The organism is Xanthomonas hortorum pv. cynarae (assembly GCF_002939985.1).
GTDB lineage: Bacteria > Pseudomonadota > Gammaproteobacteria > Xanthomonadales > Xanthomonadaceae > Xanthomonas > Xanthomonas hortorum_D.
The window spans coordinates 154,192-169,870 of record NZ_MDFM01000009.1 but is presented as its reverse complement, the minus strand read 5'-3'; the positions used below and the strand labels follow the sequence as shown (position 1 = coordinate 169,870).

The 15,679-nt window shown below is 64.4% G+C and carries 14 protein-coding genes; 7 read left to right on the top strand and 7 right to left on the bottom strand.

The annotated features are described in order from the left end of the window. Positions 1–84 precede the first annotated feature (84 nt). From XcyCFBP4188_RS08705 to XcyCFBP4188_RS08690, 4 genes are all read left to right on the top strand, one after another. Positions 85–1,674, top strand: a complete 1,590-nt coding sequence (locus tag XcyCFBP4188_RS08705) for a serine hydrolase (RefSeq protein ID WP_074057857.1) — start codon at positions 85–87, stop codon at positions 1,672–1,674. Positions 1,675–2,013: 339 nt separating this feature from the next. After that, positions 2,014–3,276: a cation:proton antiporter gene (locus XcyCFBP4188_RS08700; protein ID WP_006449926.1), complete on the top strand. Its 1,263-nt coding sequence runs from the start codon at positions 2,014–2,016 to the stop codon at positions 3,274–3,276. Positions 3,277–3,345: 69 nt separating this feature from the next. After that, the gene (locus XcyCFBP4188_RS08695) at positions 3,346–3,945 is read left to right on the top strand and encodes a plasmid pRiA4b ORF-3 family protein (protein WP_104591927.1); all 600 of its coding nucleotides are present in this window, start codon (positions 3,346–3,348) and stop codon (positions 3,943–3,945) included. A gap of 122 nt (positions 3,946–4,067) precedes the next feature. Continuing rightward, positions 4,068–5,900, top strand: a complete 1,833-nt coding sequence (locus XcyCFBP4188_RS08690; RefSeq protein ID WP_104591926.1) for an ABC transporter ATP-binding protein — start codon at positions 4,068–4,070, stop codon at positions 5,898–5,900. Between the two features lie 393 nt (positions 5,901–6,293). On the opposite strand, the gene XcyCFBP4188_RS08685 is transcribed toward XcyCFBP4188_RS08690, so the two are convergent. Then, a complete protein-coding gene (locus XcyCFBP4188_RS08685) occupies positions 6,294–8,099 on the bottom strand; it encodes a DUF885 domain-containing protein (protein WP_043908176.1) in 1,806 nt (601 codons plus the stop codon). 98 nt (positions 8,100–8,197) lie between these two features. Here XcyCFBP4188_RS08685 and XcyCFBP4188_RS08680 point away from each other — a divergent pair, with 98 nt between their 5' ends. Together XcyCFBP4188_RS08680 and XcyCFBP4188_RS08675 are read left to right on the top strand one after the other, a co-directional pair. Then, positions 8,198–8,554 carry a GFA family protein gene (locus tag XcyCFBP4188_RS08680; protein ID WP_006449930.1) on the top strand — a complete coding sequence of 119 codons (357 nt, stop codon included), beginning with the start codon at positions 8,198–8,200 and terminating at the stop codon, positions 8,552–8,554. Continuing rightward, positions 8,551–9,357 carry a DUF4349 domain-containing protein gene (locus tag XcyCFBP4188_RS08675; RefSeq protein WP_074057854.1) on the top strand — a complete coding sequence of 269 codons (807 nt, stop codon included), beginning with the start codon at positions 8,551–8,553 and terminating at the stop codon, positions 9,355–9,357. Before XcyCFBP4188_RS08680 ends, XcyCFBP4188_RS08675 begins: the two co-directional genes overlap by 4 nt. Positions 9,358–9,580: 223 nt before the next feature. On the opposite strand, the gene XcyCFBP4188_RS08670 is transcribed toward XcyCFBP4188_RS08675, so the two are convergent. Further along, positions 9,581–9,874: a hypothetical protein gene (locus tag XcyCFBP4188_RS08670; RefSeq protein ID WP_023903350.1), complete on the bottom strand. Its 294-nt coding sequence runs from the start codon at positions 9,872–9,874 to the stop codon at positions 9,581–9,583. 376 nt (positions 9,875–10,250) lie between these two features. Further along, entirely contained in the window at positions 10,251–11,243 is a 993-nt protein-coding gene (locus XcyCFBP4188_RS08665; protein ID WP_006449933.1) for a LysR substrate-binding domain-containing protein, read from the bottom strand. Positions 11,244–11,413: 170 nt separating this feature from the next. Between XcyCFBP4188_RS08665 and XcyCFBP4188_RS08660 the strand changes: the two genes are divergently transcribed. Continuing rightward, complete coding sequence (locus XcyCFBP4188_RS08660; protein WP_043908158.1) at positions 11,414–12,301, top strand: DMT family transporter; 888 nt, start codon at positions 11,414–11,416, stop codon at positions 12,299–12,301. 97 nt (positions 12,302–12,398) lie between these two features. Here XcyCFBP4188_RS08660 and XcyCFBP4188_RS08655 read toward each other — a convergent pair whose 3' ends face one another. The 4 genes from XcyCFBP4188_RS08655 to trxA all read right to left on the bottom strand — a co-directional run bounded on the left by XcyCFBP4188_RS08655 (position 12,399) and on the right by trxA (position 15,512). Beyond that, on the bottom strand, positions 12,399–13,307 hold the full coding sequence (locus tag XcyCFBP4188_RS08655; RefSeq protein ID WP_043908177.1) for a peptidylprolyl isomerase: 909 nt from the start codon (positions 13,305–13,307) through the stop codon (positions 12,399–12,401). Positions 13,308–13,458: 151 nt separating this feature from the next. Next, complete coding sequence (locus tag XcyCFBP4188_RS08650; RefSeq protein ID WP_006449936.1) at positions 13,459–13,701, bottom strand: DUF378 domain-containing protein; 243 nt, start codon at positions 13,699–13,701, stop codon at positions 13,459–13,461. Positions 13,702–13,872: 171 nt separating this feature from the next. Then, positions 13,873–14,322 carry a DUF4442 domain-containing protein gene (locus tag XcyCFBP4188_RS08645; RefSeq protein WP_006449937.1) on the bottom strand — a complete coding sequence of 150 codons (450 nt, stop codon included), beginning with the start codon at positions 14,320–14,322 and terminating at the stop codon, positions 13,873–13,875. A 332-nt stretch (positions 14,323–14,654) separates the two neighbouring features. Beyond that, a complete protein-coding gene (gene trxA, locus XcyCFBP4188_RS08640) occupies positions 14,655–15,512 on the bottom strand; it encodes a thioredoxin (protein WP_104591925.1) in 858 nt (285 codons plus the stop codon). Positions 15,513–15,679 lie beyond the last annotated feature (167 nt).

Below are 15,679 nucleotides of genomic sequence, written 5' to 3'. Positions count from 1 at the left end.
TTCGAGAAGCTAGATGTCATGTTCCTTGGATTCCTCAGCTTCGTCCTAGTCGTTGATGGGCTTCGGATGTGTTAACAGGCCCTAGTGACCTTGAACCGATGGCTGAGTGGAGGCGTGCTGATGCTGGCAGGCGTGATGACGACAACGCAGGCAGCCGAGCTTCCCGCCGGCATGCAGCAGTTCGATGCGCAGATGGAGCGCGTGCGCAAACAGTTCGATGTGCCCGGGATTGCGGTGGCCATCGTCAAGGATGGACAGGTGGTACTGGAGCGCGGCTACGGCGTGCGCGAGATCGGCAAGCCCGCGCCGGTGCAGGCCGATACCTTGTTCGCCATCGCATCCAACACCAAGGCGTTCACTGCGGCCTCGCTGTCGATGCTGGCCGACGAGGGCAAGCTGTCGCTCGACGACAAGGTCATCGAGCATTTGCCGTGGTTTCGCATGTCCGACCCGTATGTCAGCGGCGAGATGCGCGTGCGCGATCTGCTTGCGCATCGCAGTGGGTTGAGTCTGGGTGCGGGCGATTTGCTGTTCTGGCCGACCACCAGCTACAGCACCGAAGAAGTCGTGCAGCGCCTGGCCAAGGTGCCGTTGAAAGGCGGTTTTCGCGATCGCTACGCCTACGACAACATTCTTTACGCCGTTGCGCAGAAGGTGATCGAGCAGGTCTCCGGGCAGAGCTATGCGGCGTTTCTGCAGCAACGCATCTTCGCGCCGGTCGGCATGCGTGGGACGCGCTTCAATGCCGCCCATCTGCAGCCCGGCGACAACGCGGCGGTGGGTCATGCCAAGTACGACTTCACCGAGCTGCGCACGGTTGCGCCGTTGACCTGGTCCAATAACTCCGGTGCCGGCGGCGTCTATTCCAGCGCGCACGACATGGCGCTGTGGATGAAGCTGCAACTGGCCGGTGGCGCGTTGCCGGACGGCACCGCGTTGTTCAGTGCCAAGCGGCAGCAGGACATGTGGTCGATGATCACGCCGATTGCGATCGCCGAGCCGGCGGTACCGGAGCTGACCGCGGCGCGCCCCAATTTTGCCGGCTACGGCGAAGGCTGGAGCTTGAGCGATTATCGCGGCCATCGGCTGGTGTGGCACACCGGCGGCTGGCCGGGCATGGTGTCGCGGCTGACCCTGGTGCCCGATCAACACCTGGGCGTGGTGGTGCTGACCAATCAGGAAGTCGGTGCCGCGTTCAATGCGGTGACCTTGCAGGTGCTGGATGCGTTCCTGCAGGTGCCGGTAACCGATTGGACCGCCGCCTATGCCAAGGCGGTGGCCAAGGCCGACAGCGATGCCGACGCCAGCTGGAAGAAGCATCTGGATGCACGCGCGGCACGCTCCACGCCGTCGTTGCCGCTGCGCAGTTATGCGGCGACCTATCGCGACCCGTGGTACGGCGATGTGGTGATTCGCCAGGACGGCAAGCGCTTGCGTCTGCAGTTTGCCAAGACCGCGCAGTTGGTCGGCACGCTGGAGCACTGGCAGCACGATAGCTTCATCGTGCGCTGGGACGACCGCAGCTTGAATGCCGATGCCTTCGTCAATTTCGCATTGACTCCGGATGGCGCGGTACGCGAAATGCGCATGGAGGCGATCTCGCCGTTGACCGATTTCAGCTTCGATTTCCAGGATCTGGTGTTGACGCCGGTTGCAGAAGGGCAGCCGACGTAGAAGTGATGCGCCGTTGGTTGCGAAGGCGGGCACAGTCACTGCACGGAGCGTGTAGTGGCTGGCGGCCACGGCAGCCTGGGCGCATCGTCCAGTGCTACCCCCAACCGACTGCATGGCAGTGGGATCGCCATCTGCTCTGCAGCACGGGCGTCAGCAAGGCATTGATCACGGCGCGTGCGGGCAACCGAGCTCGGCGCGCATACACCACGTCGCTTGGCTTGCCGGTGCAGCACAGCCCTGCCGACCCCGGGCGATGCCTGCGTGACAGCTGCACGATGGCTATCGCCCGCTGGCGCGGCTCGATATGATCCGCGCACCCTCAACGATGTTGCCTTGCGCATGACCACTCCGCAGATGTCGGTGTATTTCTTCTTACAGGCTGCAGTGATCCTGCTGATCTGCCGTCTGGTGGGTTTGTTGGCCAAGCGGGTGGGGCAGCCGCAAGTGGTGGGCGAGATGATTGCCGGCGTGGCGTTGGGCCCTTCGTTGTTCGGCATGTTGCTGCCGGATGTGCAGGCGGCGCTGTTTCCCAAGCAGACGCTGGACGTGCTGTACGTACTGGCCCAGTTCGGCGTGGGGCTGTACATGTTCCTGGTCGGTACCGACTTCCGCAGCGATCATTTCCGCGCGCGCTATCGCAGCGCGATGAGTGTGTCGTTAGCCGGAATTGCGGTGCCGTTCGCGCTGGCCTTTGCGATGTGTCCGTGGCTGATCAACGTGGATGGCTTGTTTTCGGAAAAAGCCAAGTTGACGGAAGCTTCGCTGTTTCTGGGCGCGGCGATTGCCATTACCGCCTTCCCGATGCTGGCGCGCATCATTCACGAGCGCGGTCTGACCAATAGCCCGTTGGGCACGCTGGCGTTGACGGCCGGCGCCTTCGACGATGCGGCGGCGTGGTGCATTCTGGCGATCGTGCTGGCCAGTTTCGGCGGCAGTTGGGGGGGCGCGTATCTGGCCATCGGCGGTGGCGTGGCCTACGCGTTGTTCATGATCTTTGTCGGCCGCCATCTGCTGCGGCGGCTCGAGAATTACGTGGTGGCGGACCAGCCGCTGAGCAATGGCGTGTTGGCGGTGATCCTGATGCTGTTCTGCCTCAGCGCCTGGGCGATGGATGCGATCGGCATCCATGCAGTGTTCGGCGGCTTCCTGCTCGGCGTTTGCCTGCCCAGGGGCGCGTTGACCGAAAAATTGCGCGAGATGATGCAGCCGTTCGTGGTGGTCTTTCTGCTGCCGATGTTCTTCACCTATTCCGGTCTCAAGACCCAGCTCAGCGTGCTGCTGCAGCCGCAGATCATGCTTGCCGGCGTGGCGATTCTGGCGGCATCGTTCATTGGCAAGGGATTGGCCTGCTGGGCCGCTGCGCGGATCACCGGCGAGAACAACCGCGATGCGATGGCGATCGGGTCGCTGATGAATGCACGCGGTTTGATGGAGCTGATCATCATCAATATCGGCTTGCAGGCCGGCGTGATCGAACAAGGCCTGTTCTCGGTGCTGGTGCTGATGGCGATCCTGTCCACGCTGATGGCCACGCCGCTGTTCAACTGGATCATGCGCCGCCATGCGCACGTGACCGACGCGGTGCCGAGTCTGCAGCGCTGAGGTTGCTTCGCGGATCCTGCAGATGCAGGTCGCTGCATACTTGCACCGTAAACAGGTAGCCAAGACACGATGAGCAAGGCCAAAAAAAAGAAAGCCGCACAGGAGGTGGTGCAAACGCCTGTACCGATCTATCAGTTGCATCTCGCGCTGGTGGGCAGCACGCCGCTGGTGTGGCGCCGATTGCTGGTGGCCGGGTCGCTGCGCCTGGCAACGCTGCATCGCGTGCTGCAGCCGGCGATGGGCTGGAATAACGCGCATCCGTACGAGTTCGACCTGGGTGGCGGCCGCTACGGCGAGTCCGGGCTGGATGTTCCCGACCGCCCACGGCTCAAGCATGCGGCACGCGTCACGCTGGAAAGTGCGGTAGGCGAGCTGGAGTGGTTCGACTATTTCTACGGCAGCGGCGCGGGCTGGCAGCACCGCCTGCAGGTGGAGGCGATCCTGCCGCCGGATGCAGGCCTGCGTGGCGCCCGTTGCGTGGACGGCGCCAATGCCTGCCCGCCGGAAAACAGCGAAGGCATCGAGCACTACCTGGAGTTTCTGCAGATCATCGCCGACCCAGGCCATGCGCAACACGTGCAAGTGCTGGCGACGCTGGGTGGACGTTTCGATCCGGCGCATTTCGATCTGGACGAGGTCAACCGGTTGCTTGCGCGTGTGCGCGACTGACTGTGGCTGACGCCACGTCGCGAACAGTCATCCTTGATGACACTGCAAGCCAGCGCCGACGCCACTGCGGCTTGACGCGCGATCGGCTAGCCTGACGTCCCGGTGTCAGTGACGTGGTTGCAATGTTCCGCTGGTTCGAATCCCTGATCGATGTCTTCCCGCCGATCGAGCGGGAAATGCCGCCACGTAGCGTATGGCGGTTCTATCTGCATTATCTGCGGCCGTTGTGGCCGATTCTGCTGGCCACGCTGATCGCCGGGTTGCTGCTGGCGCTGGTGGAAGTGGCGATGTTCGACTTCCTTGGCCGCATCGTCGACATGCTGGCCGAGCGACCGGGACCGGAGTTCTTCCGTCGCCATGCCAGCGAACTGGTGTGGATGGCGCTGATCACGCTGGTGGCGCGGCCGTTGTTCACCGGCCTGCATAACCTGCTGGTCAATCAGGCTATCGTGCCAGGCTTGAGCAACCGCTCGCGCTGGTTGATGCACAACTACGTGGTGCGGCAAAGCCTGGGCTTTTTCCACAACGATTTTGCCGGCCGCATTGCCAATCGCGTGATGCAGACCGGCACGTCGCTGCGCGAATCGGCGGTGCAGATGGTCGATGCGCTCTGGTACATCGTGGTCTATACCGGCAGCGCGCTGTGGCTGTTTGCGCAAGCCGACCCGTTGCTGATGCTGCCGCTGCTGATGTGGCTGGTGGTGTATGTGGCGCTGATGGCGTTCTTCGTGCCGCGCATGAAGGCGCGCGCGTGGATCGCCTCGGATGCGCGCTCCAAGGCGACCGGGCGCATTGTCGATGGCTACACCAATATCTCCACGCTCAAGTTGTTTGCACATGCCGGCCGCGAACAGGCGTATGTGCGCGATGCGATCGACGAACTGGCGGTGAAACATCGCAGGCAGACGCGCGTAACGACCGCGATGGATACCGCAATTGCGGTGGCCAATGGCTTCCTGATCGTGGGCACCTGCGGGCTGGCGTTGTGGCTGTGGAGCCGCGGCCAGATCAGCGTGGGCGCGATCACGCTGGCGACCGGCCTGGTGATCCGCATCCACAACATGTCCGGCTGGATCATGTGGACGGTCAACGGCATCTTCGAAGATATCGGCAGCGTGCAGGACGGCATGCAGACCATTTCGCAGCCGGTGCTGGTGCAGGACGCGCCGGATGCAGTGCCGCTGCAGGTGACGCAGGGGCAGGTGCAGTTCGAGCACATCCATTTTCATTACGGCAAACGCGGTGGGGTGATTGCCGGGCTGGATCTGCAGGTGCGCGCGGGCGAGAAGATCGGCCTGGTCGGGCCTTCGGGTGCGGGCAAATCGACGCTGGTCAATGTGTTGCTGCGGCTGTACGACCTGGAGCAGGGGCGCATCCTCATCGACGGGCAGGACATCGCGCAGGTCACGCAGGAAAGCCTGCGCGGGCAGATCGGCCTGGTCACGCAGGACACCTCGTTGTTGCATCGTTCGATCCGCGACAACCTGCTGTACGGCCGGCCGCAGGCCACCGAAGCGCAGATGCTGGAGGCTGTGCGCAAGGCGCGCGCCGAGAGCTTCATCGACACGCTGGTGGATGGCGAGGGCCGGCGCGGCTTCGATGCCTATGTGGGAGAGCGCGGGGTCAAGCTGTCGGGCGGTCAACGGCAGCGCATCGCGATTGCGCGCGTGCTGCTGAAGGACGCGCCGATCCTGATTCTGGACGAAGCCACCTCGGCACTGGATTCGGAAGTGGAAGCGGCGATCCAGGACAGTCTGGACGCGTTGATGGGCGACAAGACCGTCATCGCAATTGCGCACCGGCTTTCGACCATCGCGCGCATGGACCGGCTGGTGGTGATGGATGCGGGACGCATCGTCGAAACCGGCACGCATGCGGAATTGATCGCGCAGGGCGGGCTGTATGCGCGGCTGTGGGCGCGGCAGACGGGAGGGTTTGTTGCGGCGGATGGGTGATGAGAAATATGCGCTCGCACAGATGCCCGCGTTGCATATGAGTGTGGTGCTACCTGGATGATGCGGGTTTGATGCCTGCCCGGAGAATCGCAGCAATCACCGCAGCAAGCCTCTCTCCTACGGGAGAGGGGTTGGGGTGAGGGTACGGAGCGAAGCCACTCGCTAGTTGGACCACACGAAGCTTCGCCCGCACCCTCATCCGCCCCTGCGGGGCACCTTCTCCCGAGGGGAGAAGGGATGCAGGCAGCTCTTCATTAAGCCCCTCTCCCGTCGGGAGAGGGGCTGGGGTGAGGGTACGGGGCGTAGCCACTCGCCAGTTGGGCCACACCAGGCTTCGCCCGCACCCTCATCCGCCCCTGCGGGGCACCTTCTCCCGACGGGAGAAGGATGCGGTCACTCGATCGGCTGATCCAGCATCAACTCGCGCGCAAAGCGTACCGGTGGTGCGCCGTACGACAGCATCTGGTCGTGGTAGGCCTTCAGATTGAAGCTGTCGCCCAGCTTGGCCTGCACCGCCTTGCGCGTATCCAGATGTTCCTGCACGCCGACGAAATAGGTCGGCAATTGTGCGGACGACAGTTGCGCACGCACCCACTTGCCTGAGGCTTCGCTCTCTTGCTGGAAGGTGTCGTGGGTCATCAGGTGCATCGCCTTGTCGCGCTCCCAGCCGTCCACATGCACGCCCTGGTCGAGGATGGCGTTGGCAATGGTGCGCAGGTAGAACTTGAGCTGCACCAAATGGAATAACGGGTCGTTATCCAGATACCCCTGTTCCTGCATCATGCGCTCGGTGTACACCGCCCAACCTTCGGCGAACATGCCCGAGCGCAGTACTGCGCGTAGCGTGGAGGGGAATTTGCCCGAATGCCAGCCTTCCAGGTAATGGCCAGGGGTGCCTTCGTGGATGCTGAGCAGGTGGATCATGCGGCTGTTGTATTCGCGCAGGAAGGAATCGACCTGCTGGTCGTTCCAGTCGTCGGGAATCGGCGAGACCGCATAGAAGGTCTTGAGATGCTTGTCGAGCGGGCCGGGCGAATCGCAGTACGCCACTGCCACGCCGCGCTGAAATTCCGGCATCAGGATGATGTCCACCGGCGAATCGGGCAGCGTCATCAGATCCTTCTGGCGCACGAACTCGGTGGACTGCGCCAGTGCGGCCTTGGCATCGTCCACCACCTTGTCGCGTGCCGGCTTGTCGGCATAGGCGAGTTCCAGCGCTGCTTCGATCGCGGCCTGCTGCTGATCGTCGCTGGGGGCAGCGGGCAGTTTCGGTGCGCCGGGCTTGTCCTTGAGCACCGTGCGGGCGATGCCGTACATCTCGCTGCGCACACGCTTGAGTTCGGACTCGGCACGCTGCTTGATGTCGGCACGCGACAGCGACGACAGCAGCGCGAATTTCAGCTTTTGATCGTAAATCTGCGCACCGACGCGGAAATCGCCCTTGGCATTGGGCACCAGCACGGTGTCCAGCCAGGTCTGCTGCTCGGCAACGGCCTTGCGCAGCTTGTCGATGGCCGCCTGCGCGCGCGCGGCTTCGATCGGGCCGAGCTGGCCGATATTGGGCGCGATGAAGGTATCGACGATGCTGAGGATGCCCTTGTTCTGCTTGGCCACCGTCTCGGCGTGGATCTTCGGCACGCGGGCCGGGTCCAGGTTCTCGCGCGCCTGTGCAAAGATGCCGGGAATCTTCTCCATGCGCTGGGTGGCGGAGGTCAGCCGCTCGGGCAGCGGTGCGAACTCGCGCGCCATCAGGCCGTAAAGCGCACTGCCGGCCAGGCCGTTGTAGACCTGCGGGTCCCAGGCCCAGCTCTGCAGCACCTCGGTGTTCCAGATTTCCGATTGCAGCTGGTTGCGTAGGATCGCGGCATCGACCTGGTTCTCGCGCGACAGCTTGGCCACCTCGATGGCATCCAGTTCGGTCAACAGTTGTTTGCCCGCATCCAGGCTGCGCTGACGGCCGGCGGTGCTCAGGTCGTCGATCTGCGTGTCGAAGCGGTGATCGCCGGTCTGGGTGGCAGTGATCGGCGACAGCTGCATCCAGGTGTCGAGCGCACGCTTGGACAGCGCGGCAAAGCGCGCGTCCGGCGTCTGTGCGTCCCGGGTGCTGGCATCACTGGTGCCGGCGCGCGGTGATTCGGGCTGCTGCTGGCAGGCGCTGAGGCCGGCGAGCAGGGCGAGGACGAGCAGGCGTTGACGCATGGTGGATTCCGATCGAAGCAATCCGCCAGCATAGGCATGTGCGCGCTTGTCCGCATCCGCCATTGGTTTAGAGTGGCCTGATTCCAAGGAGGATCACCATGCACTACGCCGGTAGCTGTCATTGCGGACGCATCGCGTTCGATCTTCAGACCGATGCGCCGATCACCGAGGCGTACGACTGCAATTGTTCGCTGTGCCGTCGCCGCGGCGGCCTGCTGTGGTTCGGGACGCGCACGCAACTGCGTCTGCAGAGTGAGTCGGAGGCGCTGGGAACCTACCGCTTCAATCAACATCATCTCGACCATCATCATTGCCCGCACTGCGGCATTGCCCCGTTCAGCGAGGGCATGAATCCCCGAACAGGCGAGGCCAGTGTGGCGGTCAATGTGCGCTGCCTTCCCGCTCTGGATCTGACCGCGTTGCAGGTACATGCGGTCGATGGAGCCAGCCGATGAGGCGCGGCGTGCAGCGTTACGCGGTTGGCTTGCTGCTGGGCTGGGCACTGAGTGGATGTGCGCGACACTCGGCGGAGATGGCCGCAGACGGTGGCGCTCCAGCGCCGGCGCCGCCCGCCGCGCAGGGCAACGCATTGGCGTATGAGCACGATGTGCGCATCGAGCTGCCCGCCGACCAGATCGGCCAACGCATCGTGGCGGTACGCAATGCCTGCCAAGCGGCGCAGTTCGGCGACTGCGCGTTGCTGGCAGTCGAACAAACGGGTGGTCGCGACCCCAGTGGCAGCGTCAGCGTGCGGCTGGCGCCAGATGGCATCGAGCCGATGGTGCAACTGGCCGGCCAGCACGGCGATGTCGCTGCGCGCAGCACGCGCGCCGAGGACCTGGCGCAGCAGATCGCCGACACCGGCCTGGCGCAGGCGCGTTTGCAGAAAGAACACGCACGCTTGCTGGAATTGCAGCAACGCCGTGATCTGGCGGTGACCGATCTGCTGGCATTGTCCAAGCGCCTGGCCGAAATCGAAGCCGAAGCGCAACAGACTCAGCAAGAAGCGGCGCAGCAACAACGCCGTGTGCGCACGCAACTGCTCACGCTCAACTTCCGCAGCACCGGCGGCGAGCAGGGCAGGGGCGAGATTGCCGAAGCGGGCGCCGAGTTCGGCCAGGTGTTCGCGTCCAGCGTGGCGTTCGTGATTCGCGCGGTTGCGGCATTGCTGCCGGTCGTGGTGGTTACGGTGATTGCCGGCTGGTTGCTGCTGCAGGCCTGGCGCTGGCATGCGCGGCGGCGCCGCATTGCGCGGTGACGTCGAGAAGCTGCCGGGCTCAGCGCAGCATTTTCGGTCTGGTGGTCAAGCTGGTCGGCGATGCTGCACCAGCTTGCACGTGTTCGGCTTTATTTAGAAAGCGAGAGTGCGTGCGCGCGCCGCCTGCCTGACGCAGGCGGCATTGCAGCGAACGCTGTGATGCAACACCGCTGAGCGAGGACCGCGCGTGCGCCATGGCCGCGCAGTCGTCGCTGCGGCGCGCTCAGCCTTCGTCGACTTCGTATTCGACAAACACGTCCAGTTGCAGCGCCAGTTCCTGCACGGCGTCGCGTACCTTCTGCGCGGTGGCTTCGTTGCCGGCTTCCACTTCGAACTCGTGGCTGCCCGGACCTTCGTCGTCGGACAGACCGGCCGAGCTGGAATCGTCGTCGTCCAGATGCGGCATCAGATCGTCCACTTCTTCCACGTGCTCGATGCCTTCGATGCTTTGCAGCAGATTGGCAATGGCACGCGCGTCGTCGTCGGTGCCGGTGATACGCATGCGAAGAGTTGGCATGGGAATGTCCTAGGGGTTGGGGAGCTAAAGCCTAGGCATCGACAGGAAAAAACGAGGTGATGGTGCGCGTTAGATGCTCCATCGACTGTGTAGCCCAACGAGCGCTTTCCCCGCTCGACATGAAGCCCCTCTCCCGTCGGGAGAGGGGTTGGGGTGAGGGTACGGGGCGAAGCCACACTTGCACTCAAACTCTGCCAGGCTTCGCTCGTACCCTCATCCGCCCCTTCGGGGCACCTTCTCCCGGAGGGAGAAGGGACAGCCGATCCAGACTTCGCTGCTGCTGCTTCGGGCACCTTCTCCCATGAAGGAGGCAATGTCCCGGCGGCAGAAGGAATGATCGCGCCGTGTTGTATGCAAAGACGATTCCTGCGCCACCTCATTCAGACGCCGACGCCTTGCGCGGCCGCCGACTTACACGCGCCTTACTCAAGGTCTCGCTTTCCGGCAACGTCACCAACTCGGCCGGCAGCGCCGGCATCGGCGTGCGTTCGTCCAGTGCTTCGCGTTTGAGCCAGTCGATAAAGGCCGTCGCTGCAGGACTGGGAACGCGATGGCTGGGGTGCACGATGTAGTAGGCGTAGCGGGCCTTGAGGGTGGGGCCGGGCAGGCGCACCAGTTCGTAGCGCTGCAGATACGGTTGCGCGATGTGCTTGCGCGCCAGCACTGCACCCAGGCCATAGACCGCGGCGCGCATCGCGTCGGTGCTGTCGTTGAAGGTGTGCATCGGCGGCAGCGTGGTGCCGCGCACCTGCGCGGCGCGGAACCAGTCGCGCCAGCCTTGCGGCGACATGTCGCTCAGCAGCGGCAATTGCGCGATCTGCGCCGGCGTACGCAGTGCGGCGACCTCCGGCAAGGACGGCGACGCAACCGGAAACAGCTCGTCGTCCATCAGATGATGCGAGGTCAATCCGGGCCACGCGCCCTGGCCATAGCGAATGCCCAGGTCCGGGCCGCCTTCTTCGAAGCGCGAAAATGCCGCGTCCGATTGCAGGTCCATGCGGATATGCGGGTGTGCGCGACAGAAGCGCGGCAGCCGCGGCAACAGCCAGCAATACGACAGCGAACGCAGTGTGGTCACGCGCAGCGGGATGGCGTCTTCGCGTGGATGCAGGTTGCCGGCGACTGCAGCGATTTCTGCAAGCGCGGCACTGGCGGCATCGGCCAGTTGACGCCCCTCGGCGGTGAGCTTGACCCCGCGCGGCAGCCGCTGGAACAAGGTTGCGCCCAGCAGTGCTTCGAGCTTGCGTACGTGGTGGCTGACCGCACTGGCAGTGAGGTGCAGTTCTTCGGCGGCATGCGCGAAGTTCTGGTGGCGCGCAGCGGCGACAAACACGCCCAGCGCAGGTAACAGGGTCGGACGCAGATTCATCGAGGCATGAGTGAGATTTGTGGCTCGCCTCGATATTACGCGCTTGTCGTGCCTGCGGTTGCAACCGATGCTGCATTACCCCTTAGCGATGATCGTGCCATGTCCGTTTGCCTGCCTGGTGTTGTTTCCTGCGGTTTCAGCACACCAGAGCAGCGTCCGGAGGCACGTTCATGAGTGCGCAACCGTCGACACAGCCGGGGGTGGCAATGCGCGAATGGCGCACTCCGCTGGAACTGGGTTTCCTCGGCATCGTCTGGGGCTGCTCGTTCCTGTTCATGCGCGTAGCCGCGCCGAAGTTCGGCACCGTGGTGCTGGTGGAAATTCGCCTGGCGCTGGGTGCGTTGGTGTTGTTGCCGTTTCTGTGGCTGGCGCGCGAGCGCTTCCCCTTGCAGCGCTGGCCGATGCTGGCGGCGATCGGCGTGCTCAACTCGGCATTGCCGTTTTTGTTGTTCGCCTGGGGCGCGCAGCACGCGCCGGCCGCAGTCGGTGCGATCTGCAATGCGATGACGGTGTTGTTCACCGCATTGATCGCGTTTCTGTTTTTCGGCGAGAAGATCGGCACGCGTCGCGCGCTGGCGTTGCTGATCGGTTTCATCGGCGTGCTGGTGTTGGCCACCGGCAAGTCGGCCGGATTGAGCGTTGGGCCTGCAGCACTGGCTGGCGCCACCGCGTCGCTGCTGTACGGCATCGGCTACAACCTGGTGAAGCGCCATATGGGCAATCTGCCACCGGCCGCATCGGCGGCATCCACGCTGGGCTGCAGCGCCTTGCTGCTGGCACCGCTGGCGTGGTGGCAGTGGCCGACCACGCCGGTGCCGGCGGTGGCCTGGGCCTGCGCCACCGCACTCGGTGTGGTGTGCACCGGGTTGGCGTTTTTGATGTATTACCGTTTGATCCAGCGCATCGGCCCCGCGCGCGCCTCCACGGTGACCTATCTGGTGCCGGTGTTCGGTGCATTACTGGCGTGGTCGCTGCTGGGCGAGCCGTTGACCTGGACCATGCTGGTGGCCGCGGCGCTGATCCTGGGCAGCGTGGCCTTCAGTCAGCGCGCCCGCTGAGCGAGCACGCTAAGCATGCGCGCAGGTCTGAAAATATCTGAGCCTGGCTATGCTTTCCCGAATCCCGAATCCCGAATCCCGAATCCCGAATCCCGAATCAGCCGGCCGCTGGCGGCGCGCGCACCGGCAACGGCACATTGCACAGATCGATATGCCCGGCAGGGCGTTTGTAGAAATCGTCCTTGCGATTGCGGCGCGCTTCGGCCACGTCGCGGAAGGTCTGGCTGTCGGTGCGCAATAACTGCAATGGCGTGCGCTCGGGCAGCGGCACTTCGCTGGCCAGGCGAATGGCGCGGATCGGTGCGCGTTGCGCGGGGTCTTCGTAAAAACCCATCGGGTCCGGGCCGCGCGGTGTCACGCTCAATAATTCCATGCCTTTGACCACGCGGCCGACCACGGTGATGTTGCGGTCCAGCTGGCGCGGCGATTGCCCGGTGACCACGTACAACTCGGCGCCGATGCTGCTGTCTTCGTCGTTGTTGCGGCCGGCGCCCAGCGTGCCGTAGCAATGCGCCAGCCAGGTCTTGCCACTGGCGCTGTCACGTCCGACCGGAAAGCCATCGACAAAGCCCACCTGCGGCGCCCAGCCATCGCTGTCGGGCAGGCGCTGGAAATCCAGGCCCTGCGATGCGCGTTCGAATTCGGCCGGCAGATGCGTCTTCGCCGAGCCCAGCGATTTGGCCTTGGCCGGGGTTTCGCCATCCGGGTCGCCGAACTGCACCACGAAGTTGTCCTGCGAGCGATAGATGGTCAGCCCGTCCCAGAAGCGCTCGTGCGCCAGGGTGTGGATGTTGCTCACATGCGCGGGCGCAAATTGCGGCGCCAGTTCGATGATCACCCGGCCTCCGTCCAGTTCCATGTACAGCGTGCGATCCGGATCGAGCACACGCCATGCGCTGGCCGGCGAGCTGTCCAGAATCTGTTGCGGGCTGCGATAGGCCGCATTGGCGGCAGCGGGTAATACCAGGGCAAGCAGGCAGGCGGAAGCAACAGTGCGCAGAAGCATGAAGGCAGCCAGCGGGAGGGATGCCCGATTCTTGCCGACCACGCGCCCGGACGCAAAGCGCCTGGACGCAAAGTGCATGTACGCATAGCAGGACGCCGGCGGAATGCGCCGGCGTCCTGCTGTCACGCGCGTGCCTGCCGCAGCTGTGCGCTTACGGGTTGTTGCGCACGTGCGGGCTGGTGTGGTGAACGTTGGCGCCATGGTCGTTGCGGAACAGCGGGACCAGCTGCCACAACGCAGAGATGCCGACCAGCGTGTAGACCACACGCGACAGCAGGGCATCCTGGCCACCGAACAGCGTGGCGACCAGATCGAACTGGAACAGGCCGACCAGGCCCCAGTTGATGCCGCCGACGATAAGAAGCACCAGGGTGATGACGTTGATCGCTTTCATGCAGGCAGTCCATGTGGGTTGAGAGCCCTCAGAATCTGCAGGCAGTGCGCAACAGTTCGTGAGCGTGCGCGCGGGGATGACAGTGTTGCGCACGCCACGATCACATCGCGCGGACGCGCTTCGAACGGGTACGTGTGTTTGCGCCAGCCAGTGATGCGGCGGATGCGCGCTTCAGCGTGCCGGTTTGCGCTTGACGTACAACTGCTTGCGCACCCGCGCGACCACCTCGCCCGCACGGTTGTGCACATCGTTTTCGAACCAGCGCAGATGTTTTTCGCCGCTGGCCGTGGCCTGGCGCAGTTCGGCAAGCATGCTGTCGTCGATGACGAAATCCGCAGTAACCGTGCCGCGCCCGGGTTTGACGAACTCGATGCTGCCGGCCTTGTCCCAGACGTAGTAGTCGCGCCCCAGGTTCTGCATGGTCAGCAGCATCCAGAACGGGTCGGTCATTGCGAACAGGCTGCCGCCGAAATGGGTGCCGACGTAGTTGCGATTCCACGGGCGCTGGCGCAGCTCCACGCGTGCATAGCGGTAATCGGCCGACAGCACGGTGACGTGGATGCCGGCGAACAGATACGGCGGCCACAGGTTGATGCCGAGCTTGAACAGTGTGGCGCGCATGCGGACCTGGTTCCAGGGCGAGGGCAGGTACGTAGTATAACATTCGCATGCGTATGGAGGGATGCCGCAGGTCGACATTGAAGCGGTCGTGTTCGTGCTGCGAGCCGGTCCAGACGGCGCCGTCGTCGCCTGTCGCGCAGTCGCGCGCTGTGCCTCGCCGCTTGGTGCACACCCGGGCAGGGGCCCGCCGTGACGGGGCAGCCTTCGTAGGAGCGGACCTGGCCGCGACGGCGCGCTACCCGGGAACACCTTATCTGCGACTGGCGGGTAACGCCTCGTCGCGGCCGGGTCCGCTCCTACGTGTCCATGTGACGCCGCAGCGCCATCGGCTGTCAGAACACCAACGACGACATCTTGCGGCGATAGCGGCCGACCAGATCCTCGTCTTCGATCACCCGGAACGCATCGATCAGGCTGCGGCGCGGCAGGTTGTCGTCGAAGGCGCGGTCCTGCCGCAGCATTTCCAGAAACTGCTCCAGCGCGGTTTCGTCATTGCCGTCGAGCAGATGGCGTACGCCTAGCAGATGGCGCGCACGCAGGTCGGCGCCGTTGGCGGCCACGGCGGCCTGCAGCGCGTCCGCATCCGGCGCGTCTTTCAGGACGTTGGCAAAGCTCAGCCGCGCCTTGGCACGCACCGCGCGGTCGTCGGTGGCCAGGTTGGCGGGCAGGGCGTCGATCAGCTGCTCGGCCTCGGCGGTGTCGCCGGTCTTGAGCAGTGCCAGCGCCAGGTCAAGCTTCAGTTCGTCCTTGTCCGGCTCGGCGGCGATCGCCTCGCGCAGCGCGGCGGCCTGGTCCTGCGGGTCGAGCGGCGCCGGCGGGAGTTCTTCCACCACCTGCGCCTCGGCCGGCAGCACACCATGCTGGGTCAGGAATTCGCGGATCTGGCCTTCCGGCATCGCGCCGGGGAAGCCATCCACCAGTTCGCCGCCCTTGACCAGGAAGACCGTCGGCACCGAGCGGATCTGGAACGCGGCGGCGATCTGCTGTTCCTTGTCCACATCGACCTTGGCCAGCTCGAACGCACCGTCGTAGTCGGCGGCGAGCTTTTCCAGGATCGGCGTCAGCGACTTGCACGGGCCGCACCAGGTGGCCCAGAAATCCACCAGTACCGGTGTCGTCAACGATTTCTGCAGGACCTCGGTCTCGAAGGTGTCGGTGGTGGCATCGAATACGTGCGGCTTGTCGGACATGGGCTTCCTGAAAAGATGACGGCAACAGTGGCACGTAATGGTGGCAAACCCGGCCGACACAAGGCTGGCCGGGATCGGGCCAACCGGCGGTTATCGCCAGGCCGGTCATGACAAGGCCGGCCGAGGCCGGCGACGACCAGACCGCCAGTAATCACGCCAGCCGGGAT

What these genes read in the sequence shown, in the direction of transcription:
- XcyCFBP4188_RS08685 (WP_043908176.1), bottom strand. Translation starts at nt 8,099, where the DNA reads ATGCGTCAACGCCTGCTCGTCCTCGCCCTGCTCGCCGGCCTCAGCGCC.
- XcyCFBP4188_RS08680 (WP_006449930.1), top strand. Translation starts at nt 8,198, where the DNA reads ATGCACTACGCCGGTAGCTGTCATTGCGGACGCATCGCGTTCGATCTT.
- XcyCFBP4188_RS08670 (WP_023903350.1), bottom strand. Translation starts at nt 9,874, where the DNA reads ATGCCAACTCTTCGCATGCGTATCACCGGCACCGACGACGACGCGCGT.
- XcyCFBP4188_RS08665 (WP_006449933.1), bottom strand. Translation starts at nt 11,243, where the DNA reads ATGAATCTGCGTCCGACCCTGTTACCTGCGCTGGGCGTGTTTGTCGCC.
- XcyCFBP4188_RS08655 (WP_043908177.1), bottom strand. Translation starts at nt 13,307, where the DNA reads ATGCTTCTGCGCACTGTTGCTTCCGCCTGCCTGCTTGCCCTGGTATTA.
- XcyCFBP4188_RS08660 (WP_043908158.1), top strand. Translation starts at nt 11,414, where the DNA reads ATGAGTGCGCAACCGTCGACACAGCCGGGGGTGGCAATGCGCGAATGG.
- trxA (WP_104591925.1), bottom strand. Translation starts at nt 15,512, where the DNA reads ATGTCCGACAAGCCGCACGTATTCGATGCCACCACCGACACCTTCGAG.
- XcyCFBP4188_RS08690 (WP_104591926.1), top strand. Translation starts at nt 4,068, where the DNA reads ATGTTCCGCTGGTTCGAATCCCTGATCGATGTCTTCCCGCCGATCGAG.
- XcyCFBP4188_RS08645 (WP_006449937.1), bottom strand. Translation starts at nt 14,322, where the DNA reads ATGCGCGCCACACTGTTCAAGCTCGGCATCAACCTGTGGCCGCCGTAT.
- XcyCFBP4188_RS08695 (WP_104591927.1), top strand. Translation starts at nt 3,346, where the DNA reads ATGAGCAAGGCCAAAAAAAAGAAAGCCGCACAGGAGGTGGTGCAAACG.
- XcyCFBP4188_RS08650 (WP_006449936.1), bottom strand. Translation starts at nt 13,701, where the DNA reads ATGAAAGCGATCAACGTCATCACCCTGGTGCTTCTTATCGTCGGCGGC.
- XcyCFBP4188_RS08675 (WP_074057854.1), top strand. Translation starts at nt 8,551, where the DNA reads ATGAGGCGCGGCGTGCAGCGTTACGCGGTTGGCTTGCTGCTGGGCTGG.
- XcyCFBP4188_RS08700 (WP_006449926.1), top strand. Translation starts at nt 2,014, where the DNA reads ATGACCACTCCGCAGATGTCGGTGTATTTCTTCTTACAGGCTGCAGTG.